The organism is Pseudomonas sp. MWU13-2100 (assembly GCF_023242365.1).
GTDB lineage: Bacteria > Pseudomonadota > Gammaproteobacteria > Pseudomonadales > Pseudomonadaceae > Aquipseudomonas.
On the sequence record NZ_JALLIX010000004.1, the window covers coordinates 121,925 to 145,900 of the forward strand.

General features: G+C 59.8%; 20 protein-coding genes and 1 pseudogene. 11 read left to right on the forward strand and 10 right to left on the reverse strand.

The genetic code is table 11. From position 1 onward, the window contains the following. Positions 1 to 26: 26 nt before the first annotated feature. From M5B99_RS04675 to glgA, 5 genes are all read right to left on the reverse strand, one after another. Complete coding sequence (locus M5B99_RS04675; RefSeq protein ID WP_248802877.1) at positions 27 to 575, reverse strand: cupin domain-containing protein; 549 nt, start codon at positions 573 to 575, stop codon at positions 27 to 29. Between the two features lie 334 nt (positions 576 to 909). Further along, a complete protein-coding gene (locus M5B99_RS04680) occupies positions 910 to 2,040 on the reverse strand; it encodes an HD domain-containing phosphohydrolase (protein WP_412548691.1) in 1,131 nt (376 codons plus the stop codon). Positions 2,041 to 2,304: 264 nt separating this feature from the next. Continuing rightward, complete coding sequence (locus M5B99_RS04685; protein WP_248802879.1) at positions 2,305 to 3,000, reverse strand: 2,3-bisphosphoglycerate-dependent phosphoglycerate mutase; 696 nt, start codon at positions 2,998 to 3,000, stop codon at positions 2,305 to 2,307. 56 nt (positions 3,001 to 3,056) lie between these two features. Beyond that, positions 3,057 to 5,492, reverse strand: a complete 2,436-nt coding sequence (gene ppsA / locus M5B99_RS04690) for a phosphoenolpyruvate synthase (protein ID WP_248802880.1) — start codon at positions 5,490 to 5,492, stop codon at positions 3,057 to 3,059. Positions 5,493 to 5,606: 114 nt separating this feature from the next. Then, a complete protein-coding gene (gene glgA / locus M5B99_RS04695; protein ID WP_263860402.1) occupies positions 5,607 to 7,190 on the reverse strand; it encodes a glycogen synthase GlgA in 1,584 nt (527 codons plus the stop codon). A 267-nt stretch (positions 7,191 to 7,457) separates the two neighbouring features. Between glgA and M5B99_RS04700 the strand changes: the two genes are divergently transcribed. From M5B99_RS04700 to M5B99_RS04745, 10 genes are all read left to right on the forward strand, one after another. Continuing rightward, positions 7,458 to 8,105: a BON domain-containing protein gene (locus M5B99_RS04700; RefSeq protein ID WP_248802881.1), complete on the forward strand. Its 648-nt coding sequence runs from the start codon at positions 7,458 to 7,460 to the stop codon at positions 8,103 to 8,105. A gap of 114 nt (positions 8,106 to 8,219) precedes the next feature. Beyond that, the gene (atpD, locus tag M5B99_RS04705; RefSeq protein WP_412548692.1) at positions 8,220 to 9,647 is read left to right on the forward strand and encodes a F0F1 ATP synthase subunit beta; all 1,428 of its coding nucleotides are present in this window, start codon (positions 8,220 to 8,222) and stop codon (positions 9,645 to 9,647) included. Then, positions 9,622 to 10,026 (forward strand): F0F1 ATP synthase subunit epsilon, encoded by a 405-nt coding sequence (locus M5B99_RS04710; protein WP_248802882.1) that lies wholly within the window; start codon positions 9,622 to 9,624, stop codon positions 10,024 to 10,026. Before atpD ends, M5B99_RS04710 begins: the two co-directional genes overlap by 26 nt. Then, on the forward strand, positions 10,019 to 10,354 hold the full coding sequence (locus M5B99_RS04715) for an AtpZ/AtpI family protein (RefSeq protein WP_248802883.1): 336 nt from the start codon (positions 10,019 to 10,021) through the stop codon (positions 10,352 to 10,354). Before M5B99_RS04710 ends, M5B99_RS04715 begins: the two co-directional genes overlap by 8 nt. Next, entirely contained in the window at positions 10,347 to 10,643 is a 297-nt protein-coding gene (locus M5B99_RS04720; protein WP_248802884.1) for an ATP synthase subunit I, read from the forward strand. The genes M5B99_RS04715 and M5B99_RS04720 overlap by 8 nt, the downstream gene beginning before the upstream one ends. Beyond that, positions 10,633 to 11,334, forward strand: a complete 702-nt coding sequence (locus M5B99_RS04725; protein ID WP_248802885.1) for a F0F1 ATP synthase subunit A — start codon at positions 10,633 to 10,635, stop codon at positions 11,332 to 11,334. Before M5B99_RS04720 ends, M5B99_RS04725 begins: the two co-directional genes overlap by 11 nt. Positions 11,335 to 11,353: 19 nt before the next feature. Further along, the gene (locus M5B99_RS04730) at positions 11,354 to 11,635 is read left to right on the forward strand and encodes a F0F1 ATP synthase subunit C (protein WP_100943204.1); all 282 of its coding nucleotides are present in this window, start codon (positions 11,354 to 11,356) and stop codon (positions 11,633 to 11,635) included. A gap of 3 nt (positions 11,636 to 11,638) precedes the next feature. Then, entirely contained in the window at positions 11,639 to 12,439 is an 801-nt protein-coding gene (locus M5B99_RS04735; RefSeq protein WP_248802886.1) for a F0F1 ATP synthase subunit delta, read from the forward strand. Beyond that, positions 12,432 to 13,979, forward strand: coding sequence for an alternate F1F0 ATPase, F1 subunit alpha (locus M5B99_RS04740; RefSeq protein ID WP_248802887.1), 1,548 nt, complete (start codon positions 12,432 to 12,434; stop codon positions 13,977 to 13,979). Before M5B99_RS04735 ends, M5B99_RS04740 begins: the two co-directional genes overlap by 8 nt. Beyond that, entirely contained in the window at positions 13,976 to 14,854 is an 879-nt protein-coding gene (locus M5B99_RS04745; RefSeq protein ID WP_248802888.1) for a F0F1 ATP synthase subunit gamma, read from the forward strand. The genes M5B99_RS04740 and M5B99_RS04745 overlap by 4 nt, the downstream gene beginning before the upstream one ends. Before the next feature lie 7 nt (positions 14,855 to 14,861). Here M5B99_RS04745 and glgP read toward each other — a convergent pair whose 3' ends face one another. The 4 genes and pseudogenes from glgP to M5B99_RS04765 all read right to left on the reverse strand — a co-directional run bounded on the left by glgP (position 14,862) and on the right by M5B99_RS04765 (position 20,370). After that, complete coding sequence (gene glgP / locus M5B99_RS04750; RefSeq protein WP_248802889.1) at positions 14,862 to 17,363, reverse strand: alpha-glucan family phosphorylase; 2,502 nt, start codon at positions 17,361 to 17,363, stop codon at positions 14,862 to 14,864. Between the two features lie 24 nt (positions 17,364 to 17,387). Continuing rightward, entirely contained in the window at positions 17,388 to 18,293 is a 906-nt protein-coding gene (locus M5B99_RS04755) for a universal stress protein (protein ID WP_248802890.1), read from the reverse strand. 154 nt (positions 18,294 to 18,447) lie between these two features. After that, positions 18,448 to 18,702, reverse strand: a pseudogene (locus M5B99_RS04760) (YbiU family protein); the annotation flags it as partial. A gap of 168 nt (positions 18,703 to 18,870) precedes the next feature. After that, entirely contained in the window at positions 18,871 to 20,370 is a 1,500-nt protein-coding gene (locus M5B99_RS04765) for a CoA-acylating methylmalonate-semialdehyde dehydrogenase (protein WP_248802891.1), read from the reverse strand. 133 nt (positions 20,371 to 20,503) lie between these two features. Between M5B99_RS04765 and M5B99_RS04770 the strand changes: the two genes are divergently transcribed. Beyond that, positions 20,504 to 21,448, forward strand: coding sequence for a LysR family transcriptional regulator (locus M5B99_RS04770; protein WP_248802892.1), 945 nt, complete (start codon positions 20,504 to 20,506; stop codon positions 21,446 to 21,448). Between the two features lie 70 nt (positions 21,449 to 21,518). Here M5B99_RS04770 and M5B99_RS04775 read toward each other — a convergent pair whose 3' ends face one another. Then, complete coding sequence (locus M5B99_RS04775; RefSeq protein WP_248802893.1) at positions 21,519 to 23,927, reverse strand: efflux RND transporter permease subunit; 2,409 nt, start codon at positions 23,925 to 23,927, stop codon at positions 21,519 to 21,521. Between the last annotated feature and the right edge of the window lie 49 nt (positions 23,928 to 23,976).

Sequence of the window (23,976 nt, forward strand, 5' to 3'; positions counted from 1 at the left end):
GGCGAACCTGCGTGCCTGATCGGCGATCAAAAGTTCGCCGGCGTGTTGGCGCTGATGATTTCGGCTTCATCCTGGCCGATGTTGCGAAAGCTATGGGGCAGCGTCGTCGGGAAGTAATAGCCGTCCCCGGCCGTCAGCACGCTGATCTGGCCGTCCACCGTCAACTCGATGGTGCCGCGGGTGACCAGCCCGCACTCTTCACCGACGGCATGCACGATCGGTTCTGCACCAGAACCTGCCCCGGGAGCGTACTGCTCGCGCAACATCCGCATTTGCCGGCCCGCCACTGGAGCGCCTACCAGCAGCAGTCGGAGTCCGTCACGGCCCAAATCCGGTTGTTCATTGGCACGGAAAATATAGCGCTGCTCCTCCACCGGCTGATCGAAAGAGAAGAAGTCCGCCAAGGTCATGGGAAACCCTTCGAGAAGCTTTTTCAACGAACTGACGGAGGGACTGACGCGATTTAATTCGATCAGCGAAATCGTTCCGTTGGCCAGGCCGCTGCGCCTGGCCAGCTCCCGCTGGGATATCTTGTAACTTTCTCGCACTAGCTTGAGTCGTGAACCCGTATCCATGACAGCCCTATCTAGAACCTGAGGATGGCGAGGGATGGCCTGCAGGTGCCGTACGAAAATATTTCCGTGCCCCCGAAAATTTGTCGCCTGATTAGATCATGTTTGCAGGCACAGAACCTAGCCAAGCGAGTGCGGTTATCGAAACCCACGAGCAAAAGCGCCACTCGATTGAATGACGCTGCGCCCGGCGCAATGCGAGCCGCACCAGGCTGACCCGATCGCCAGCCCGTGCCAGGTTGACCATTGCGTTCTGATTGAGGACGGCACTGGGCCCCGCCCCTCACGGCTCGACGAACGACATGCAGGACGGTACCGCCAGATGTTTTCGTTTGAATTATTGGGAGATGCTGTCTTCCAGCCACAACAAGTCGGTATCTTTGAACCCATAGCGTTGGGCAGGCACACGCGCGCAGATCCGGTCTTTCTGCAACGGATCACTCAGGTCCACGAGTTTTGGCGTTATATGGACATTCAAGACCGGTATATAGAACAGCTTCACCTTGGGCGTCAAAAGCGATTGACTGTGCTGCTCGACAACGACGCCAATGCCGCCACTCTTCAGTTGAACAAGCGACCCCACAGGATAGATACCCACGCACTTCAAGAAAGCTCGAAATACTTCATCATCAAAGTGCCCCTCCCAGGATGACATTTTCTGGATCGCGACGGCCGGATCCCATCCCTCGTTATAGGAGCGATCGGAAGTGATTGCATCATAGACGTCGCAAACCGCGGCCATCCGGGAAAAGAGACTGATCTGTTCGCCTGCCAGTTGATGCGGGTAGCCCTTGCCATCGACCCTTTCGTGATGGTGCAGGCATACATCCACGACCATTTCGCACACCTGCGACGTGGCCAACAGCTTTTTTTCTCCTTCCAGAGGATGGGTACGAACCAACTGCAGTTCCTCGTCGGTCAATCGCCCCGGTTTGTTGAGGATGGATCCAGGGATGGCCATTTTTCCAATATCGTGCAACAGGCCGGCGAGTCCCACCCTGCGTATCAATGCTTCAGGCAGGCCCAGTTGATTACCCAAGGCAATCATGAGGGCGCAGACGGCGACCGAATGCATATAGGTGTAATCGTCGAGACTTTTCAGCCGAGCCAGGCTGATAAACGCGTCAGGATGACGTGAAATCGAACTGGCAATGTCATCGACAAGTGCGCTGATGTTTTCCAGTTCCAGGGCACGGCCCATGCGCGCGTGTTTGAACATCTCGACCACGGCGCCGTGGGATGTTGCACAGAGTTTCCGGGCGGCAACCAACTCATCACTCATCGCTATTCGCGGGATATGCTGGGAACAGGAAGAGCCCTGGGGAGGGACCGGGAGTGATTCTGACGTTTCGCTGGAGCAACCCAATGCGCAACGAACATCCGGCTCAAGGTGAGTGGGGCGATCTCGCCAGAAAGGCCTTGCCTCGCTGTCGGGAGCCACCTGATAGAACTCATGACATTTCAACATGACCTGCCCCCGTCGATTTTTTATTCTATGGCACTTCTTGTAGAGCCGCCTTGGCAGCAGTGTCAAAGCCGGGGGTGGGTAATGCCTGTTGGCCCACCACCGCTCTTTCGGTCGAGGTACATCCGGGTCGGCTTGCGACGGTTCGACTGCTTGGAAGGGATACTGGCTTAACAGTGGCACCGCCACCATCGGTGAATCCCTATTCTGGGGTAGGGATACCGGAAACGGGGTAGGAGGATCCCTACATCACTATGGAAGTCAGGCTTATTCGTCAGCCTGGGAGACAATCCGCTTATCGATAAGCCGTAAATCATCATCGAAGGTATACAGGTGGGGAACACCGGTCGCCAACTCGTAGTCGATGATCTGCTCCGGCGTCATTTGCTCGATGTGCATGATGATGGAGCGCAGGGAATTTCCGTGAGCGGCAATCAACACGCTCTCACCATGGCGAAGATGCGGAACAATTCGTGCCTGATAATAAGGCAGGGTTCTGGCCGCGGTCATTTGCAGGCTCTCGCCATTGGGCGGTGGAATATCGTAACTGCGGCGCCACAGATGCACCTGCTCGGCGCCGTAATGCTGGCTGGCCCAGTCTTTTTGCAGGCCTTGCAGATCGCCGTAGTAACGCTCGTTGAGCTTTTCCGAGACGTGGATTTTCAGTTCGTTCGCATCGCCGTCGGTCGGCAGGAAATGTTCATACCATTCACTGCTCTGTTCATGTACCCGCACATACTGCGCGCAACGGTGATTCTGCCTGAGGATCTCGTACAGGCTGTCCTGTGCCCGCAACAGGGTGGAGGTAAAGGCCACATCAAAATGTTCGTTCCTCAGCAACGCCCCCGCCTGTTGCGCCTCGATCACGCCCTGCTGGCTGAGCGAAACATCCACCCACCCGGTAAACCGATCCTGCAGGTTCCAGATCGACTGGCCATGCCTGACCAGGAACAACCGGCTCACGATGCTTGCCTCTGCGGTTCAACCTGCGGGTTCATGATGTATTCCCCCAAATGGCGCTACGCTTTGCGATTGAGTGACAGGCGCTGTTCCACCGCCAGAACATGCTGGGTCGTGGCCAGTACCGCGTCCGGATTGAGGCTGATCGAGTCGATACCAATCTCGACCAGATACTCAGCCATCTCAGGATAGTCGGACGGTGCCTGTCCACAAATACCGGAGTGACGGCCGTTGCGCCTGGCCCCCTCCACCGCCAGGCGAATCATCTGTTTCACTCCCGGATCGCGCTCATCGAAATCAAAGGCGACAATTTCCGAATCGCGATCCACACCGAGCGTCAACTGGGTCAGGTCGTTGGAGCCGATGGAAAACCCGTCGAACAGCTTGGCAAAGGCATCGACCTGGATGACGTTGTTGGGAATCTCGCACATGACGTAGACCTCCAGCCCGTTTTCCCCGCGTTTGAGGCCATGGCTGGCCATCGCCGCCAGGACCTTTTCGCCCTCCTCGACGGTGCGGCAAAAAGGGATCATCAACTTGACGTTCACCAGACCTATCTTGTCGCGCGCCCACTTCATCGCCGCGCACTCCAGCGCAAAACCTTCGGCATAGGCCGGATGAGTATAACGGGAAGCGCCACGAAAGCCGATCATCGGGTTGCCTTCCTCCGGCTCGAAAAACTTCCCGCCCAGCAGCGTCGCATATTCATTGCTCTTGAAGTCGCTCATGCGCACTACGCAGGGTTTTGGATACACTGCCGCCGCAAGGGTGGCGACGCCTTCGGCCAAGGTCTTCACAAAAAAATCCGTCGGATCCTTGTAGGCAAGACTCAAGGCAGCGATCTTTTCACGTGTCAGGTCATCCAACTTTTCCGGGTGCACGAGCGCCATCGGATGCACCTTGATATATTCACTGATAATGAACTCCATACGTGCCAGGCCGATGCCATCTACCGGTAGCGAGGCAAGACTGAAGGCCTGGTCGGGATTACCCAGGTTCATCATGATCTTTGTTTCAGGATGTCCCAATTGACTGAGATCGGTCTGTTGAATGTCAAAACCCAGAATACCTTCATAGACATTCCCGGTTTCGCCTTCGGCGCAGCTGATGGTAATCGGTGTACCGGTTTTGATCTGCCCTGCCGCGTTCACGGCGCCCACGATGGCGGGAATGCCCAGTTCACGCGACACGATGGCGGCGTGGCAGGTACGCCCGCCGCGGCTCGTCACAATCGCCGCGGCGGTTTTCATGACGGGTTCCCAGTCCGGTGTCGTGCTATCCGAGACCAGCACCTCGCCCGGTTGAAACTCACTCAGGTGCTTGGCATCGTTGATGATCCGCGCCTTGCCCGCGCCAATTCGGGTCCCGACCGCCTTGCCCGTGAGCAGGACTGTCGATCTTTGCTTGAGATGATAGATCTCAAGCTGGTTCCCCTTCTTTTGCGACTCGACCGTCTCCGGTCGTGCCTGCACCATATATAACTGCCCATCGATCCCGTCTTTGGCCCATTCCATATCCATGGGCTTGTAAACACCGGCTTTGCTCGAATAGTGCTTTTCAACCTTGATGGCATAGTTGGCCAGCACCATGACATCCGCATCGGAGATGCAAAAACGGGTTCGTTCGTTGCTCGGTGTATCGATATTCCTGGTGTATTCCAGCGCAATATTGCCGCTGTTGAGCGTGTCGGTGAAAATCATCGTCTTTTCCTTGCTGCCCAGGCTGCGCTTCAGGACAGCACGATACCCCTCGAGAAAGCTGGGCTTGTGCACATAGAAACTATCGGGGATGACCGTGCCCTGCACGACATTCTCACCAAGCCCCAACGCAGCATTGATGAACACGACATCCCTGAAGCCGGTTTCCGTGTCCAGTGAGAACATCACGCCACTGGCGCCTATATCGCTACGCACCATTTTCATGACCACGACGGCAAGATAGACCTTGTAGTAATCAAAGCCATTGTCGTATTTGTAGTGAATGGAGCGGTCGGTAAAGTTGGAAGCCAGGCAACGTTTGTAGGCATCGAGCAGGGCATCGTCACTGGTGATGTTGAGATAGGTGTCGTTCTGCCCGGCAAATGAGGCCTGTGGCGAATCTTCGGCGGTCGCCGAGGAGCGCACCGCCAATGAAATGTTTTCGCCATACTCCTGTTTGAGTTGGGCATAGCTTTGCAATATCGCCGTCTTCAAATCCTCCGGCAGCGCACAGCCGTATACAATCGCCCTCGCTTTTTCCCCCCGCGCCTGCAAGTCCTCGATGTTGTCCGGATCAAGTCCGCCCAGTGCCGCATGCAGGGGCTGCCAGGCCCTATTATGCTCAAGCACATACCGATACGCCTCGGACGTAATGGCAAAACCGTTCGGGATGCGTACCCCCTCAGCGGCCAGGCTCTGGTACATCTCTCCCAACGAAGCATTCTTGCCACCGACCAGCGCGACATCGTTGAGGCCCAACTCTTTGAACCAACGGATATGAATAGGTGAATGCGTCACGATGTCTCTCCACTTGATGGGAAACGGTTTTGTCGGCAGCTTGCGTAGTCATGGATTACGGATAGGGAAAATCTCCTGACCGGGTGTTCCGGATACACGCTGCATCGGCGGAAATTACGGGAGCGGCACCTCCACGCCCGCCCTCAACAACTCCAGGTACAGCTTGCTGTAGGGCTTTACCGCCTGATGCCAGTTGAACGGTGCGCCCATGGCACGACATCGCATGGCATTGAGCAATCGGGGATTGGCGAACACCTTGATCGCCCGCGTCAGTGCCGCGGTATAGCTTTGCAGCGTCGCCTCTTCGAACAGAAAGCCGGTCACGCCATCTTCAATGGTGTCAGCCAACCCGCCAGTCTTACGGGCCACCGGCAAGGAGCCGAAGCGCTGGGCATACATCTGGCTCAAGCCGCAAGGCTCATAACGCGACGGCATCAATAAGAAGTCGCTACCGGCAAACAGGCGGCGTGCATCCGTTTCGTTGAATCCGATATGCGCACCGATCCGCCCCGGAAAACGCAGGGCCAGTGCGCGAATGGCTTCCTCTTCCTGCGGCTCACCACGACCCATGATCGCAATTTGTCCGCCCTGACTGACGATATGCTCGGCAACACCGATGGTCAGGTCCAGGCCCTTCTGGAAAACCAGCCGCGATACCACGGCGAATAACGGGCCGGCGCAAGGTTCAAGCTCGAACAGGCTGCGGATGTGATCGGCGTTGATTGCTTTGCGCGGCCATTCGTTCGGGGCAAACCGGCAAATCAGGTGCTCATCGGTTTGCGCATCCCAACTGGCATCGATTCCATTGGGAATCCCGCTGAGCAACCCTTGCCTGGCCTTGCTTTGCAGAAAGCCTTCCAGGCCACAGCCAAAAGCCGGCGTGGTGATTTCCTTGGCGTAGGTCGCGCTCACCGTGGTGATATGGCTGGCATAAGCCATGCCCGCCTTTATAAATGAGAGCTTGCCGTAAAACTCCATGCCGTCGACACCCAGCGCATGGTCGGGAATACCCAGTTCGCGGCTGCAGCTGGAGCTGACCATGCCTTGATAGGCAAGGTTGTGGATGGTGAAGATGCTGGGTGTCGACTGGCCACGCCAGCGCATATACGCCGGAGCCAATCCAGCGGGCCAATCGTGGGCATGCACCAGCTCCGGACACCACGAGGTTTTCACCGCGCCAATGGCGAAGTCGGCGGCGGCAAGGCCGAGACGGGCGAAGCGGATATGGTTATCAGGCCAGTCACGGCCGTTGTTATCGACATACGGTGTGCCTTCACGTTCGTACAGTTCAGGGCAGATCAGCACATAAATGACCAACCCGTCCTTCATCTCCATCCGTCCGATCTTGCACGCTGGCAGGGCCGCATAGCCCCCCAGTTCACCGACGATATGCATCGGGTTATCGCCGGCGAGCACTTGCGGGTAGCCAGGAATCAGCACGCGGACATCGTGCTGATGGCGCATGGCTCGCGGCAGCGCGGCCGATACATCGCCCAACCCCCCGGTTTTCACCAGATCAGCCAACTCCGAGGTCACAAACAGAATCTTTCTTCTGTGAGTCAGGGCCGCGGTACTTGGCGGTGACGTCAGTAGTTGCAGCAGTGGAGCACTCGTCGAAGCGCAGACCGGTAAAGAGGTCAGCTCGCTGGCCGACAGGTTGAAACGCTCTCCCCGGCGGGAGGTGACTGCAACGCCCATGATTTTTCCCTTCCGCTATCAAGTCGGTAGAACGTTGTTGTCCGGCCAGTATCCGGAGCCCTTGCCAGTGGCTTCTGATCTTGATCAACAAATGGCTATCTATTGATCCGCAAACGCTACGACACCATGCAGAAGGAAGACACGACGTCGGGATCGGCCTCAACAAGGCATAGTTGACTTAGCTCAATGATTTTCCGTGGCTCAGGCGTAGAAGAGATTGACGGGTTCCCGCGACCCTCCCCCGAGCATCAGTCAGAGGACACCATCATGAGCGATTTGAGTCTGCGTAATACCATTTTGGAAGCGCTTGAATTCCAACCTGAAATCGATGCAGCCAACATCGGCGTGGCGGTGGAAAACGGCGTTGTCACACTCTCCGGCCATGTCAAAAGCTACGCTCAGAAAGTCAGCGCCGAGCAGGCGGTGAAAAGCGTCAAGGGTGTGCGCGCACTGGCCGAAGAAATACAGGTCAGACTGGCAAAAGGTGCCGGCATGGACGACGACACCATCGCCACCCGCGCTTTGCATATCATCTCCTGGAGCTCCGATATTGCCGACGACGCAGTCAAGGTCATTGTGCAGAAAGGCTGGATCACCCTGGAAGGCGAAGTGGACTGGCAGTATCAGAAAGAAACGGCAGAACGGGCCGTGCGCAAGCTGTCCGGTGTGCTGGGGGTGAATAATCAGATCACCCTGCGGGCGCGGGTGGACGTGGTCGATATCCAGCAACGTATCGAAGACGCCCTCAAGCGCAACGCCGAGATCGATGCCAAGGGCATTCACGTCAAGGTCGATGGCGATGTGGTGAAGCTCGAAGGCAAGGTTAATCTATGGCGTGAACGCCAGTTGGCCGCCCGGGCAGCCTGGTCGGTGCCAGGGGTGAGGAAGGTACAGGATCACTTGTTGATTGCCTGATTCACATGCCTGGAGGACAGCTATGCTGGGAGCATTCGCTCACTTCAGCCGTGTCACTATTGAACTCGGCCGGGACTGCGGCATCCCGGTGATTGGATGCTTATGGGCAAGACCATGAAAAACATGGCTGGCTTCTCGAATATGGGGCTCATCGTTTCAGTACGTGGCAGCGTCGTAGACGTTCACTTCGAGTCGCAGCTTCCGCCCATACACTCGCTGTTGCATACCGGGGTGGACGGCAAGGTTTTCATTGAAGTTTTTGCCCAGCTCGACGCACACCGTGTGCGGGGCATCGCCTTGACCCCCACCCAGGGACTTGCCCGGGGTATGCCGGTTACTGATAGCGGTGGGCCGCTATTGGCCCCCATCGGCAAGGAAATCCTGTCACGGATGTTCGATGTCTTCGGCAACGCCATCGATCGGCTGCCGGCGCCCGAGGTGGGTTGGCGCAGTGTGCATTGCCCACCTCCGCCACTGGCGCACCGTACGACCCAATCCGAAGTGTTCGAGACCGGTGTCAAGATCATTGACGTGCTGATGCCACTGGAGCGCGGCGGCAAGGCCGGTTTGTTTGGTGGCGCGGGAGTCGGCAAGACGGTGCTGCTGACCGAGATGATCCACAATATGGTCGGCCAGCGCGAGGGGGTCAGCATCTTCTGCGGCATTGGCGAGCGATGTCGCGAAGGCGAGGAGCTTTATCGCGACATGAAGTCGGCCGGCGTGCTCGACAACATGGTGATGGTGTTCGGCCAGATGAACGAGCCGCCAGGGGCGCGCTTCCGGGTCGGGCATGTGGCACTGACCATGGCCGAATATTTCCGTGATGACGAGCACCGTGACGTGCTGTTGCTGGTCGACAACATCTACCGTTTCATTCAGGCCGGCATGGAAATCTCCGGGCTGATGGGGCAGATGCCGGCCCGCCTGGGCTATCAGCCGACCCTGGGGACCGAGCTGGCGCAACTGCAGGACCGTATCGCCAATACTGACTCCGGCGCCATCACTTCGATCCAGGCGGTGTACGTGCCGGCGGACGATTTCACCGATCCGGCTGCGATGTACACCTTCTCGCACCTGTCGGCGTCCATCGTGCTCTCGCGCAAACGGGCCAGCGAGGGGCTCTACCCCGCCATCGATCCGCTACAGTCAAACTCGAAAATGGCCACGCCCGGGGTTATCGGCGCGCGACATTACGCCTTGGCCCAGGAGATCCGCCGCACCCTGGCGCAATATGCCGATCTCAAGGACATCATTGCCATGCTCGGCCTCGAACAATTGTCGAGCGAAGACCGCAATGTGGTGGCGCGCGCGCGCCGGCTGGAGCGTTTTCTCACCCAGCCGTTTTTCACCACGGAGCAATTCACCGGCATGCAGGGCAAGCTGGTCAGCCTCAAGGACGCCCTGGACGGATGCGAGCGTATCCTGCGAGACGAGTTCAAGGATGTGCCGGAGACGGCGCTGTACATGATTGGCAGCATCGACGAAGCCATGGACAAGCACGTCCCGGAGGGGAGAAATGCCGTCAACCAGCATGCACCTTAGGATTCTGCTGCCTTTCAAGGTCTTCGCCGAGGAGCTCGAGGTCCTGCGCATCGTTGCCGAATCACTCAGCGGAGCCTTTGGCCTGCTGCCCAACCGACTCGACTGCGCCGCGGCCCTGGTGCCGGGCATCCTGACCTATGAAACGAGGGAGGGAGGCGAAGTCTGCCTGGCGGTTGATGAAGGCGTGCTGGTTAAAACCGGCGGCGAAGTCCTGGTCTGCGTGCGCGATGCGATCGGCAACATGGACCTTGCACAGCTGCGCCAGGTGATCGAACGGGAGTTCCTCAGCCGGCACGAGCAAGAGCAAAGCATTCGCTCGACCCTGGCCAAGCTGGAAAGCAGCTTTATTCGTCGCTTTGCGGCCCTGCATCATGAGTGATAACGAGAAAAAGCCGACACCCGGCGAAAAAGCCTTCAGCCAACAAGTCGCCAGCAAGGCCGCCCGCAAAATCAAGGCTCAACGCCATAGGACGCGGACGGTCTGGTCAGGCCTGGGGATGATGGGGCTGATCGGCTGGTCGGTGGTGATTCCGACCCTGCTCGGCGCGGCCGCCGGCCTGTGGCTGGATGACCGCTACCCGGGCGGGCGCTCGTGGACCCTGGCACTCATGGCCGCCGGCCTGGTGCTGGGCTGTTTCAATGCCTGGCACTGGGTGGCCAAGGAAGAGCGCGAAATACGCGAACAGGAGACCGATGACGATGAATGAGCTAAGCCTCCTGGCGCCCCTGCTGGCCGGTGTGGTGCTGGGTATCCTGTTCTTTGGCGGCCTGTGGTGGACTGTTCGACGGGCGATCGCGTCGCAGTGGGTCGGGTTGTGGTTTTTTGCCAGCCTGCTGGTGCGTACAGCCATCGTCCTGGTGGGTCTCTACCTGGCCTGCGGCGACACCTGGCAGCGCTGGCTGGCCGCCTTGTTCGGCTTTGTCGTGACGCGCCTGTTCATCATGCGACTCTCGCGCCCGACGCCGGTGAACCCGGAGGGTGACCATGCACCTTAGTCCGGATGACATCGTGCTGTGGCAATACGGCCTGTTCAAGATCAACGCGACCATCGCCTTCACCTGGGGGCTGATGCTGGTGCTGACACTGGGCTCCCATCTGATCACCCGGCGTCTGGCGACAGGGCTGGAGCGCAGCCGCTGGCAGAACCTGCTGGAAATTGTGGTGACCGGCATCGTCACGCAGATCGGCGAAGTCGGCCTGGTCCAGCCGCGCAAATACCTGGGTTTTCTCGGCACCCTGTTCCTCTTCGTGGGAGCGGCCAGCCTGTTCACCATCGTGCCTGGCTACGAGCCACCGACCGGATCCCTGTCGACCACCGCGGCGCTGGCCATTTGTGTGTTCATTGCCGTGCCGTTGTTCGGTATTGCCGAAAGCGGCCTGGCTGAATACCTGAACGCCTACCTGAAACCGACGGTGATCATGCTGCCTTTCAATATCGTCAGCGAGTTGTCGCGCACCTTGGCCCTGGCGGCCCGGCTGTTCGGCAACATGATGAGCGGCACGATGATCCTGGCCATCCTGCTGACCATCACCCCCTTCATCTTTCCCGTGCTCCTGAGCGCATTGGGACTGTTGACCGGCATGGTCCAGGCCTACATTTTCAGCATCCTGGCGGCGGTCTACATCGCCGCGGCAACCCGCTCGCGCAAGTCGCCCAGAACCCCCGAACCAGCCTCAACCACATGACCCCCCGGAAGGCGTGACCATGGACAGCATGACAATTATCGCGGTGGCATCGATCATTACCTCGGGCCTGACCATCGCCATCGGCAGTATCGGCCCGGCGCTCGGCGAAGGTCGCGCGGTAGCCACCGCGCTCAGCGCCCTGGCGCAACAACCCGACGCATCGGCGACCATTACCCGCACCCTGTTTGTCGGCCTGGCGATGGTCGAATCGGTGGCCATCTACTGCTTCGTCGTCTCGATGATCCTGATTTTCGCCAACCCATTCTGGAGCCACGCCATCGCTCAGGTCGCTGGAAAGTAGATCATGCTTATCGACTGGTTCACTGTCGGCGCACAGATCCTCAACTTCCTGATTCTGGTCTGGTTGCTCAAGCGCTTTCTCTATCATCCGATACTCAATGCCATCGACGCCCGTGAACAGCGTATTGCCAAGGAACTGGCGGACGCCGACGCGGAAAAAACCGAGGCCGGACAGGAACGTGAAGCATACCAGCGCAAGAACGCCGCCTTCGACAAGGAGCGCGCGGCATTGCTCAGCCAGGCAACCGACGCAGCGAACAGCGAGCGCCAGCGCCTGCTCGATGCCGCACGCCAGGAAGCCATCAACCTGGGCGCCAGGCAGCAGGACAGCCTGCGCAGTGAAGCCCAGGCCCTGCATCAGGAAATCTTTCGCCGTACGCAACAGGAGGTCTTCAGCATTGCGCGCAAGGCATTGAGCGACTTGGCCGGCGCGACACTGGAAGAGCGAATGGTCTCCACCTTCATAGCGCGTCTGCGGTCCCTGGGTGCCGCCGACCAGCAAAGGCTGGCCGGCGCCCTGCAGAACAAGGCCCTGCCGATAGTCGTGCGTAGCACCTTTGAGCTATCGGCGGCGCATCGTGCCAGCCTCGAAGCGGAACTCCAGGCACTGCTCGGGCGTGTCACCACGGTCAGCTTCGAAACGGCGGCGGAGCTGGTCAGTGGCATCGAGCTTTGTACCGACGGACAACAGGTGGCGTGGAGCATCGCCCACTACCTGACGGAGTTGGAAAGCACCGTCGGCGATCTGCTCACGGTCAATACGGCGACCAATGCCGTCTCCGGAAAGGAAGACAGCCATGCCTGATGAGTCACTGGGAAATGTCCTGGAGCAGACCTTTTCCCGTATACGGGAAGCGACAGAGGCCTTTGTGCCGTCGCTGGCCCCCCAAGAGATCGGGCGGGTGCGTAGCGTCGCACCGGGGATCGCCAAGGTGTCCGGCCTGCCCAGTGTCGGCTTCGAGGAGGTGCTGATATTTCCGCGTGGGATCAAGGGCATCGCCTTCAATATCGACGAAGAGGAAATCGGCGTGGTCCTGCTCGGCGATTACTGGGAGCTGCAGGCCGGCGACCCGGTCAGGCGTGGCGGGCATGTCGTTGATATACCGGTCGGTGACGCGCTGCTCGGGCGCACCATCGATCCGACGGGACGGCCCCTCGATGGCTTGGCGCCGCTACCACCTGGCTCGCGCCTGCCGCTGGAACGACCGGCCGCGCCGATCATGGACCGGGCTCCGGTCAGCGTCCCACTGCAAACCGGCATCAAGGTGATCGATGCGCTGATTCCGGTCGGGCGTGGGCAACGCGAACTGATTCTCGGCGATCGACAGACCGGCAAGACGACCATCGCGCTCGATACCATCATCAATCAACGCGACAAGAACGTCGTCTGTGTCTATTGCGCCATTGGCCAGCGTGCCTCCGGCGTCGCCAAATTCATCGACACGCTACGGGAAAAAGGTGCCCTGCCCTACACCGTGGTAATCGTCAGCGAAGGCAACAACGCGCCCGGGCTGGCCTATATCGCCCCCTATGCCGCAACCAGCATCGCCGAGTACTTCATGGAGCAAGGCCGTGACGTGCTGGTGGTCTACGACGACCTGACCCAGCATGCGCAAGCCTATCGGGAACTGTCACTGCTGCTGCGCCGGCCCCCCGGACGCGAGGCTTTTCCTGGCGATATTTTCTATATCCATTCGCGTCTGCTCGAACGCAGCACGCATCTGCGCCCGGAACTCGGTGGGGGTTCACTGACCGCCTTGCCGATCATCGAAACCGCCGCCCAGGACATTTCCGCTTATATCCCGACCAATCTGATTTCCATCACCGACGGCCAGATCTATCTGTCGCCTTCACTTTTTGAACTTGGGGTGCTGCCGGCGGTGGATGTCGGCAAGTCGGTTTCACGGGTCGGCGGCAAGGCGCAAAGCGCTGCCTACCGTGCGGTCGCCGGCGACCTGAAGCTGGCCTATGCGCAGTTCGAGGAACTCGAAACCTTCGCCCGCTTTGGCGCCCACCTCGATGAGGCCACTCGCCAACTGATCGAGCATGGCCGGCGTATTCGCGCCTGCCTCAAGCAGCAGGAGCTCTCGCTCCTGTCGACCGCCGTGCAAATCACCGTTTTGCTGGCCTTGACCGCGGGACTCTTCGATCCAGTCCCCCTGGCCCGCATGGTGGGGGCCGAGCAGGCCGTCTGGGCCGCGGCAGCCAAGCTTCCCGCCGCACTCGGCGCGAGTCTGGCAAGCGCCGAGAAACTGAGCGATGCCGACAAAAAGTTGATGACCGAACTCGCCCGGCAGGCCGTGGCGCGATTCCTGGCGGCGCCCGATGACCAGGTGCCGTCATGAGCGACACCGGCGCCAGCCTGCGGCGCAAGATCGCCAGTGCCGGCGATCTCGAATCCGTGGTGCGCACGATGAAAGCGATGGCGGCGTCGAACATCAGTCAATATGAGAACGCCGTGCGCTCGCTGGCGGACTATGACCGAACGGTGCAACTCGGCCTGCTGGCCTGTTTCCGCCAACGCCACGGCGGCGCCTTGGGCCGGCGCAAACAGCAGGACGCGGGGACGGTCTGTGCGGTGGTGTTCGGCTCCGATCAGGGACTGGTCGGCCAGTTCAACGATGTGCTCGCCGAGTTTGTCCTGGCAACGCTGGGCGCTTTACCGAACAAAAAAATGCTCTGGGTGGTTGGCGAGCGCATCCAATCACGCCTCGCCGACAGCCCATTGAGCATTTCCAGCGACTTCATCCTGCCGAACGCCATCGTCGAGATCGCCCCCCTGGTCAGCCAGGTTCTGCTTGAGCTTGAAAGCCGACGCGAGCGAGGTGAAATCGATCAGGTCTACCTGTTTCACAACCGCCCCAAACCCGGGGCGCTCTACGAATCGGTCAGCCAGCGCATGCTGCCATTGGACGATGCCTGGCAGCGCCAGTTGGCCAGCAGGCCCTGGCCCACCAATAACCTTCCCGAAGTTCAGCAAAACGGCGAACAGGTGTTGCTCGCGTTTATTCGCGAGTATCTGTTTGTCTCGCTGTTCCGTAGCTGCGCGGAGTCGTTGGCCAGCGAAAATGCCAGTCGCTTGGCGGCCATGCAGCGGGCGGAGAAAAACATCGGCGAACTGCTGAAAACCCTGGGGGACGATTTTCACCGACTCCGCCAGGACACCATCGACGAAGAGCTGTTCGATGTGGTTTCCGGCTTCGAGGCCTACGACCACTGAACTGGCCTCAACGTTGCCATGCGATCAGTGCGTTTTCCGCCGGCAGAAAGGCCTCCGGGTGCCAGGCGCGCACCCGTGGGGTGTAATCATCCAGGGGCCGCGTGGCAGCCAGCGAGAGGGAAAAGATATAGCCGTGGACGCTGCCGGGAATCGGGCCGGTGGCATTCATCGGCAGGCATTGCGCCGGGAACTCGTCGCGCGGGGCAGCACAAAGTTCTACCCTTACCCATTCCAGGGCGATCTCCCCCAGATAGACGGGCACGCTGATATGTAGCCGAGCGCCGTCAAGACTCGCATCGAGCGTTCCAAAATGTATTTTGTCCCATCCCGCGGTCAATCCCGTCTCCCACACCAGAAGCTCGCGTGCGAGCCCGGCCTGGTCCTCGCGGCGGCGGCGGAACGCTCGAATCGCTGGTTGGTAAAAACCATCCAGGTATTCGAGCAGCATGCGGTTACTGCTGAACTGCGGCCCCAGTTGCGACATGCTGGCACGCATGCGTTGCACCCAGGCACGGGGAATGCCCTGGGTGTCGCGGGCGTAGAAGGATGGCACCACGGCATCCTCGAGCAGGCGATACAAGCACTCGGCATCGGCCACATCGTCGCTGGGCGCGTCAGTGCCGATGGCCCAGCCGCAATCGGGCCGGTAGGCCTCCGCCCACCAGCCGTCGCGTTCGGACAGGTTCAATCCGCCATTGACCAATACCTTCATGCCGCTGGTGCCGCAGGCTTCCCAGGGGCGTCGCGGCGTATTGATCCAGACATCGACGCCCTGTACCAGGTGCTGGGCCAGTTCGAGGTCATAATCTTCCAGGAACACCACGTGCCGGCGCAGACCGGGACAATGAACGAATTCCATCCAGGCCTGGATCAGTTGCTTGCCCTGCTCGTCATCGGGATGGGCCTTGCCGGCGATGATCAGTTGAACCGGACGCTGCTCATCGGTGAGCAGACGTCGCAGGCGCTGCGGGTCATGCAGCAACAGGTTCGGGCGCTTATAGTCGGTGAAGCGCCGGGCGAAACCGAGCGTGAGGCAGTTGGGATCGAGCACCTGCGCGGCCTCTGCAACCCGTTGCGCGGACTCGCCACGCTGCCCGAGATGCCAGGCCAGACGCTGGCGCGCGTACTTCACCAGATCAAGGCGTTGCTCGCCGGCCATGGTCCACAGGGCCTTGTCGTCACTGTTGGAAAGTGGCCCCGGGAGCGACTCCACGCTACCGAGCCAGCGCTCCTTGCCACAACTGCTGGTCCACAGGTGATCGGACCACACGGAGTCCCAGGAAGGCACATGGACGCCGTTGGTCACATGCCCCACGGGTATTTCCTGAAATGGCCAGCGTGGATAGAGACCGCTGAACAGTCGACGACTGACCTCGCCATGCAGGCGACTGACTGCATTGCACTGGGCACAGCCACGCAGGGCGAGAAAAGCCATGTTGAACGGCTCGTTGTCGTCCAGCGGATCACGCCGGCCCAATGCCAGCAGTTCGCGCAATGAAATATCACCGTCTTCAAGGTAGCCGCGGGCGTACTTGCCGATCAGCGCGGCGGGAAAGACATCAAACCCCGCCGCCACCGGCGTATGCGTGGTGAAGACATTGCCGGCACGCGTGGCCCACCAGGCTTCCCGGAACGATATGCCCATCTTGCGCATGAAGCAGCGGGCACGCTCCAGCACCAGCAAGGCGGCATGGCCTTCGTTCAGATGGCACACGTCCACGTCAATCCCCAGGGCCTCGAGCACCGTCCAGCCGCCGATACCGAGCACCACTTCCTGGAGCAGACGCATTTCCGAACCGCCGCCGTACAATTTGGAGGTGATCCCGCGGTCGCCGGCGCCATTGAGCAGATCGTTACTGTCCAGCAGATACAGGCGCGTACGTCCGACGATGGCCTGCCACACCCGCAAATACAATGTGCGGCCCGGAAGCTCCAGCGCAACTTTCAGCCAGGCGCCGTCGCTGCCGATGGCCGGCTGGATCGGCAGGCTGGTCGGGTCGTTATAGGGATAGGCCTCATGCTGCCGACCGGCCAAGTCGATGCTTTGCCGAAAATAGCCTTCCTGATAGAGCAAGCCCACTCCGACTACCGGAGCGCCCAGGTCGCTGGCCGTCTTAAGATAATCCCCGGCCAGCACACCGAGTCCGCCGGCGTAGAGCGGAAAGGCCTCGCTCAGACCGAACTCCATGCTGAAGTAAGCGATCCGCGCCGACTCGGCGGGCGCCGGCAGTTGGGCATACCAGCCCGGCTCGCCGAGATAGCGCCGGTGCTCTTCGATGGCCTGCGCGAACTTGTGCGAGAACGAGGCATCCCGGCAGAGCTCCTCAAAACGCTGCGGCGACGCGTTCTGCAGGATCATCCAGGGATTATGGGTACGTTCCCATAGCATCGGATCAATCGCTTTCCAGAGATCGTCGAGCGCATGATTCCAGGTCCAGCGCAGGTTGAGCGCCAGCTCGGTCAATATGAAGAGTTGCTCCGGTAACTCGCGTGGCAAGAACGCGTACACGTCGACACCTCAAGGCAATGATAATCAGATCAGCGCTCTGACCGCGAGAATGCTGCCCGGCACCGAATACAGTGCCCGCTCGGTATTGCTACCGATCAATCTATCGACCCCCACCCGATGCACCGTTCCCATCACCACCACATCGGCCAGGTACTCTTTGACAAACTCACTGATCACCGGTACCGGCAGTCCCATGACAAAATGTCGCCGGTCGGGTGGGATATCATAGCGATCAGCCAGGGTGACAAAAGCCAGGTGCAGGGATTCACGCAACTCCTCGATAAAGTCCTCGCCCCAGCCACCCTGGATCAGCGGCGCATCGCCATTGAAGGCTGGCGACAAGTCATAGGCGTAAAGCAGATGAAGTGGAACATCGCATTGCAAGGCCAATGTGTTGGCGGTATGAATGATCGTGTCATTCAGACCACTGATTTGTGTCGATGGATCGAGGGGGTCGACCGCGGCCACGACCCGGTGTGGCAGCCCATAACGAGCCTGATTGACTAAATGTACGGGAATCGGACATTCGCGCAGCAAGTGACAATCGAGTGGTGTGATAAACACTCGCTTGAGTAGCAATTCCATGGTGACATCCTTGATCAACAGATCGGGCTTGAGCTCTTCGATCGTCTGCAAGATGTCCAGCAGCGGATGGGTCGTACAGATCACTTGCACCGTCACCTCCAACCCCTGGCCCCTGAGCCGTTCAACCTCATCAGCCTCCCAGCGACGATAGCGGCGCAGATAACGTTGTTGATCGATTTCGCCGTCATTCCCTTGCCAAAAATGAACCATCGGCAGAGGTCCGACAATGGCCCGTATATCCAACGCCGCGCCGCTTGCCTTGGCCAACGCGAAAGCACGACGCATCGCCGGCGACTGCTGCTGGGTTCCATCGACGATCAATAATAAACGTTGATATTGACCCATCACACACCTCGGTTCGACGCCAGAGTTCAAGTACCGGCACACCTCCAAGACTGCGCCCGCAGCCCCCTCCCCCAGTTTGATTTAGCTCAAGCACGAGGCAATGAATGCCTGCCAGCACGAGTCTCTGAGCCATTCCGTGAACCGCGGCCATATGTCAGACGGTTTGCCGTCGTCCACCTACGGTGAAACGCTCCTCCCAGGCCTTTTCGTAATCTTCACGAGAAAAATCGTCAGGGGACACGCCCTGCTCGAATGCCCTGAACACCTCCCTGGCGTAACGCAGGTTTTTCGGGCACATAGGTGCCGCGGGCACGTACATGACGTTCCCCCAGCCTTGTTGATTGTCCACGGGCGCAACGCTATGGATTACATCGCAATGCCACCAAACCGAGTCGCCGGCCTGAACATCCGATGGAATGCCGATACGCTGACGCAGGCCATCTCGGCCAACGCGGGAATAGCGAGTGCATGTGCATAGTGGCCATGCACGTATTCCAGGACTCGGTGGATCCGCGCGAATAGCGTCCAGGAGGTATCAACCTCCGTGGGTACTTTCTCGTAACGCTTGAGACTCAGATCACTTTGAGACAGGCATCGCAAACTCGGCCCCCTGTTCAATGCTCTCCGACCAGCGCTGCATGATCGACTTCTGCTTGGTGTAGAAGCGCACGCCCTCCTCTCCATAAGCGTGCATGTCACCGAACAGGCTTTTCTTCCAGCCGCCAAAGCCATGCCAGGCCATCGGCACCGGAATTGGCACGTTGATGCCGACCATGCCCACTTCGATACGGCGGGCGAATTCGCGGGCGACATTGCCGTCGCGGGTGAAACAACTGACGCCATTGCCGAACTCATGTTCGTTGACCAATTTCAACGCTGCGACGAAGTCAGGTACGCGCACGCAGGCCAGGACCGGGCCAAAGATCTCTTCGCGGTAGATACTCATCTCGGCGGTGACGTGGTCGAAGAGTGTCGCCCCCAACCAGAATCCGTTCTCCAGGCCTGGCTCGGCCGGTACAAAGTCCCGGCCATCGAGCAGCAACTGCGCGCCAGCCTCCACGCCTTGAGCAATGTAACCGCTGATTCGCTCACGGGCGGCCCGCGAAACGATCGGCCCCATCTCCGCCTTCAGGTCGCGGCCGTCGGTGATGTTCAACTCACGACCGCGCCGGGTCAGTGCCGCGACCACCTGGTCCGCCACATCGCCGACCAGGACCGCCACCGAGATGGCCATGCAACGTTCGCCGGCGCTGCCGAACGCGGCACCGATCAGCGCATCGACGGTACGCTCGATATCCGCATCGGGCATGACGACCATGTGGTTTTTCGCGCCGCCCAGGCCTTGCACGCGTTTACCGTGACGAGCGCCGGTTTCGTAGATGTATTGGGCGATAGGCGTGGAACCCACGAAGCTGATCGCCTTGACGTCGGGGTGCCCGATCAGTGCATCAACTGATTCCTTGTCGCCCTGCACGACGTTGAAGACACCTTTGGGCAACCCGGCTTCGCGAAGCAACTCAGCCATGAACAGCGCGGCGCTCGGATCAGTCGGGCTCGGTTTGAGAATGAAGGTATTACCGGCAGCGATGGCAACCGGGTACATCCACATGGGCACCATCACCGGGAAGTTGAAGGGCGTGATACCGGCGACAACACCCAGCGGCTGGCGCATGGTCCAGTTATCCATGCCTCGGGACACCTGGTCGGAATGATCGCCCTTGAGCAGGTTTGGAATACCACAGGCGAACTCCAGAATATCGATACCACGGTCCACTTCACCCTGGGCGTCAGTGAAGACCTTGCCGTGCTCGGCGACGATAATGCGGGCCAGATCGTCCTTGCGCATGCGCAGCAGGTGCAGGTACTGGAAAAGTACCCGCGCACGGCGGATGGGTGGAGTATCGCTCCACGCCGGGAACGCCGCCTTGGCCGCCTCGACAGCTTCGCAAACGGTCTGGCGGCTCGCCAGCGCAACGCGCCCGGTCACCTCACCCGTGGCTGGGTTGTAGACGTCCTGATAGCGATCATCGCGGGAAACGCGTTGATCATTGATGAAATGCTCGATCGAGGGGGTCATGGCAATGGGTCCAGGTTGAGAGTCGGGCCGGCAGCGTTGCAAGCCAGCGGTGAAACTCACGATAGGCTTTCAGTTTGTTCAAAACCAGAGCAGAATCCAGAACTGATTGTGCATTTATGAGAACAATAAAATCGTGGAAAAATCTGAAATCGAAGGGCTCTGGAGCCATATCCACTGGCTATCGGTACTGGAGGAACAGGGCACCTATACTGCGGCGGCGACACGCCTGGGTGTCAGTAAATCCGCAGTCAGCCAACGTATCAGCGATCTTGAAAAGGCCACCGGCACACGCCTGGTGACCCGCACCACACGCAGCGTGCGGCTTACCGATGCCGGGCTGTCATTGACCCGGGAAGTGCGCAGCGCCTATGAGCAGATTGCCCGCAGTTTTTCCTCGGTGCGGGACTCGGCCGGGGAAATCCGCGGCCTGCTACGTCTGACCGCGCCCGTTGCCTTCGCCCGGCAGCAACTGGTGCCTCACCTCGCTGAATTCCTCCAGCAGTACCCGCAGGTGCGCATTCAGCTGGATGTTTCCGATGCCCTGAGTTCACTGGCCGCCGAGGGATATGACCTGGCAGTGAGGCATGGTTTCCAGGTACCGGAAACACATGTGGCCTGGAAGCTCTGCGACACCGCTTCCGTGCTCGTCGCCACCCGGGAATACCTGCAGCGCGAGGGTGAACCCCGAGAGCCTGGAGAGCTCCCCGCACACAATTGTCTGTATTACCCACGCGGCACTGATCAGCCCGCCTGGACCTTCGAACGAACCAAACGAAGCGCAAAAGATGTAGAACGCATCACGGTGCCCATCACCGGCAGCTTTGCCACCAACAACAGCGAAGCGTTGCGCGACTCGGCGCTCAGTCATCTGGGCATCGCCCTGCTACCTGACTTCAGCGCCCATGCCGCGCTGTCCAGCGGCAAGCTGGTGCAGGTGCTCAGGGGCTGGACGTTGACGGGGGCCTTCGCCGACGAGATTTATCTCATCCGCCCCTACTCGCCCCATGTCCCTAAATCGGTGACGGCTTTGGTCAGTTACTTGAAGCAGAAGCTGTCAGGCGGATTTCAAACCGTGTGATCGCGTCGGCGATGATCCGTTATTGATGGCGCTTGGACTGCGGCCCACGCACTGGGCCGCGGTTCTCGCATCAGTGCACCAGCAGGCTCGCTTCAGGCTTTTTTGCGAAGACCTTGCGCGGCAGCAGCAACCAGGCCAGTGCCGGCAGCAGGATCAAGGCGCCGAGCATATTCACCAGGAACATGAAGGCCAACAGGATGCCCATGTCGGCCTGGAACTTGATCGGCGAGAAAGCCCAGGTCGACACTGCTACCGCCAGTGTCATACCGGTCAACAGCACCACCTTGCCAGTGAACAGCAGTGCCTGGTAATAGGCCTGGGCCAGGCTGTCACCGACACGCATCCGCGCCAGGATCACGCTCAAGACATAGAGCGCATAGTCAATGCCGATGCCCACGCCAAGGGCGATCACCGGCAGAGTCGCGACTTTCACCCCCATCCCCAATGTCACCATCAGCGCCTCGCACAGAATCGAGGTGAGCATCAGTGGCAGCATCGCGCAGAGGGTGGCACGCCAACTGCGGAAGGTCAGCAGACACAGCAGGCTGACCGCGCCATACACCCAGAACAGCATCTCGTGCATGGATTTTTTTACCACTATATTGGTCGCGGCTTCGATGCCGGCACTGCCGGCGGCCAGCATGAACTTGACCTCAGGCACCGGATGCCCGGCGATAAATTGCTCACTGGCCGCCACCACCCGGCTCAGGGTATCGGCCTTGTGATCGGCCAGGTAAACGTACAGCGAGAGCATCGAGCAGCCCTGGTTGAACAGCTCCCGTGGGGCCCGAGTCTGTACCGCGCCCAGCGCGCCGTCATTGGGGATCAGCTCATACCATTTGAAGTTGCCTTCGTTGTAACCGACTGTTGCCATCTTGCTCAACGCCGCCATCGAGGAGGTCGACTCCACTCCGGGCAGTTGCTCCAGCCGCCAGGCCAACTCGTCCACCGCGGCCAGGCTGGCATAGCGTGTGCACTGATCCTCCGGAGTCTTGATCATGACCACGAAAATATCCGAGCTGGCCGCATAGTTGCCGGTCATGAACTGCGCGTCACGGTTGTAGCGCGAGTCGACTCGCAACTCCGGGGCACCGGGATCGAGATCGCCGATCTTCAGTTGCAGGCTCATGGCAAAACCGAGCGCGGCCAGCAGCAGGCCGCCGAGCAGCACGCCAATGGCCCAGCGGCGCTGGGTGAACCGATCGAGAAAGTGCCACAATGGATGCTTGATCCGCGTCTGCAGCCCGGCGGTTTCCGAGCTCAGGCTGCGTTTTGCCGCTGCCGAGCTGACACCGACATAGCTGAGCAGGATCGGCAGCAGGATCAGGTTGGTGAAGATCAGCACCGCCACACCGAGGCTGGCGGTGATCGCCAGGTCCTGGATCACCCGGATATTGATCAGCAGCAACACCGCGAAACCCACCGCATCGCAGAGCAACGCGGCCATCCCGGCGGCGAACAGTCGACGGAAGGTATAACGCGCGGCCACCACCCGGTGGGTACCGCGACCGACGTCCTGCATGATGCCATTCATCTTCTGTGCACCATGGCTCATGCCAATGGCGAACACCAGAAACGGCACCAACGCCGAGTAAGGGTCCAGCTCAAAACCCAGGGTCGCCAGCAGACCCAGTTGCCAGAGCACCGCCACCAGCGAACAGATCACCACCAGCAGGGTGCTACGCGCGCACCGGGTATAACCATAAAGCACTACCACGGTCACCAGTACCGCCACCACGAAAAACAGCAGGACCTGGGTTAAGCCCTCGATCAGATCGCCGGCAATCTTGGTGAAGCCGGTGATATGGATGCGCAGGTCTTCGGTCTGGTACTTGTTGCGCAGGGCTTCCATCTGTCGGGAAAATTGGCCGTAGTCCAGGGCTTTTCCGGTCTGCGGGTTGATTTCGAGCAAAGGTAAGAAGATCACGCTGGACTTGAAGTTGCCGGCCACCAACTGGCCGACCTCACCGGAGCGGGCAACATTGGTGCGCACTTGCTCGATACTGGCGGCAGACCCGTCGTAGTCGTCAGGGATCACCGTACCGCCATCGAGGCCCTCTTCCGTCACCGCGGTCCAGCGCGTGGTCGGAGTCCATAGCGATTTCATGTAGGGCCGGTCCACGCCCGGCAGCAAATAGAGCTCGTCGTTGAGCTTGGCCAGCGTGTCAAGGTAGCCCTTGGTGAAAATGCTGCCCTGCCTGACCTCCACGGCAATCCGCAACGAGTTGCCCAAGCCACTCAGCTCACTGCGATTGTTCAGGAAGTTGGCAACATAGGGGTGGCCGCTGGGAATGGTTTTCTCATAGCTGGCGTTGATGCCGATGCGCGTGGCTTGCCAGCCGAGCAGCAGGGTCACCAGCAGACACAGCAGGATCACCCACGGACGGTGGTTGAAGATCGCCCGCTCGGCGAAGTTGCCCGAAGCCTGGTCGAAATCCTCCAGGCGACTGATCACGGTTTGCGTTTTGTCGTCTTTCAAGTCTGACTCCTGTTGCACGGGCCATGGCCCGATAGCGCTACACCGTGAA

Bases quoted from the DNA above. Each gene is read 5' to 3' on its own strand.
- M5B99_RS04675 (WP_248802877.1), bottom strand. From the start codon at position 575: ATGGATACGGGTTCACGACTCAAGCTAGTGCGAGAAAGTTACAAGATA.
- M5B99_RS04680 (WP_412548691.1), bottom strand. From the start codon at position 2,040: ATGTTGAAATGTCATGAGTTCTATCAGGTGGCTCCCGACAGCGAGGCA.
- glgA (WP_263860402.1), bottom strand. From the start codon at position 7,190: ATGGGCGTTGCAGTCACCTCCCGCCGGGGAGAGCGTTTCAACCTGTCG.
- M5B99_RS04700 (WP_248802881.1), top strand. From the start codon at position 7,458: ATGAGCGATTTGAGTCTGCGTAATACCATTTTGGAAGCGCTTGAATTC.
- atpD (WP_412548692.1), top strand. From the start codon at position 8,220: ATGAAAAACATGGCTGGCTTCTCGAATATGGGGCTCATCGTTTCAGTA.
- M5B99_RS04710 (WP_248802882.1), top strand. From the start codon at position 9,622: ATGCCGTCAACCAGCATGCACCTTAGGATTCTGCTGCCTTTCAAGGTC.
- M5B99_RS04715 (WP_248802883.1), top strand. From the start codon at position 10,019: ATGAGTGATAACGAGAAAAAGCCGACACCCGGCGAAAAAGCCTTCAGC.
- M5B99_RS04720 (WP_248802884.1), top strand. From the start codon at position 10,347: ATGAATGAGCTAAGCCTCCTGGCGCCCCTGCTGGCCGGTGTGGTGCTG.
- M5B99_RS04725 (WP_248802885.1), top strand. From the start codon at position 10,633: ATGCACCTTAGTCCGGATGACATCGTGCTGTGGCAATACGGCCTGTTC.
- M5B99_RS04730 (WP_100943204.1), top strand. From the start codon at position 11,354: ATGGACAGCATGACAATTATCGCGGTGGCATCGATCATTACCTCGGGC.
- M5B99_RS04735 (WP_248802886.1), top strand. From the start codon at position 11,639: ATGCTTATCGACTGGTTCACTGTCGGCGCACAGATCCTCAACTTCCTG.
- M5B99_RS04740 (WP_248802887.1), top strand. From the start codon at position 12,432: ATGCCTGATGAGTCACTGGGAAATGTCCTGGAGCAGACCTTTTCCCGT.
- M5B99_RS04745 (WP_248802888.1), top strand. From the start codon at position 13,976: ATGAGCGACACCGGCGCCAGCCTGCGGCGCAAGATCGCCAGTGCCGGC.
- M5B99_RS04755 (WP_248802890.1), bottom strand. From the start codon at position 18,293: ATGGGTCAATATCAACGTTTATTATTGATCGTCGATGGAACCCAGCAG.
- M5B99_RS04765 (WP_248802891.1), bottom strand. From the start codon at position 20,370: ATGACCCCCTCGATCGAGCATTTCATCAATGATCAACGCGTTTCCCGC.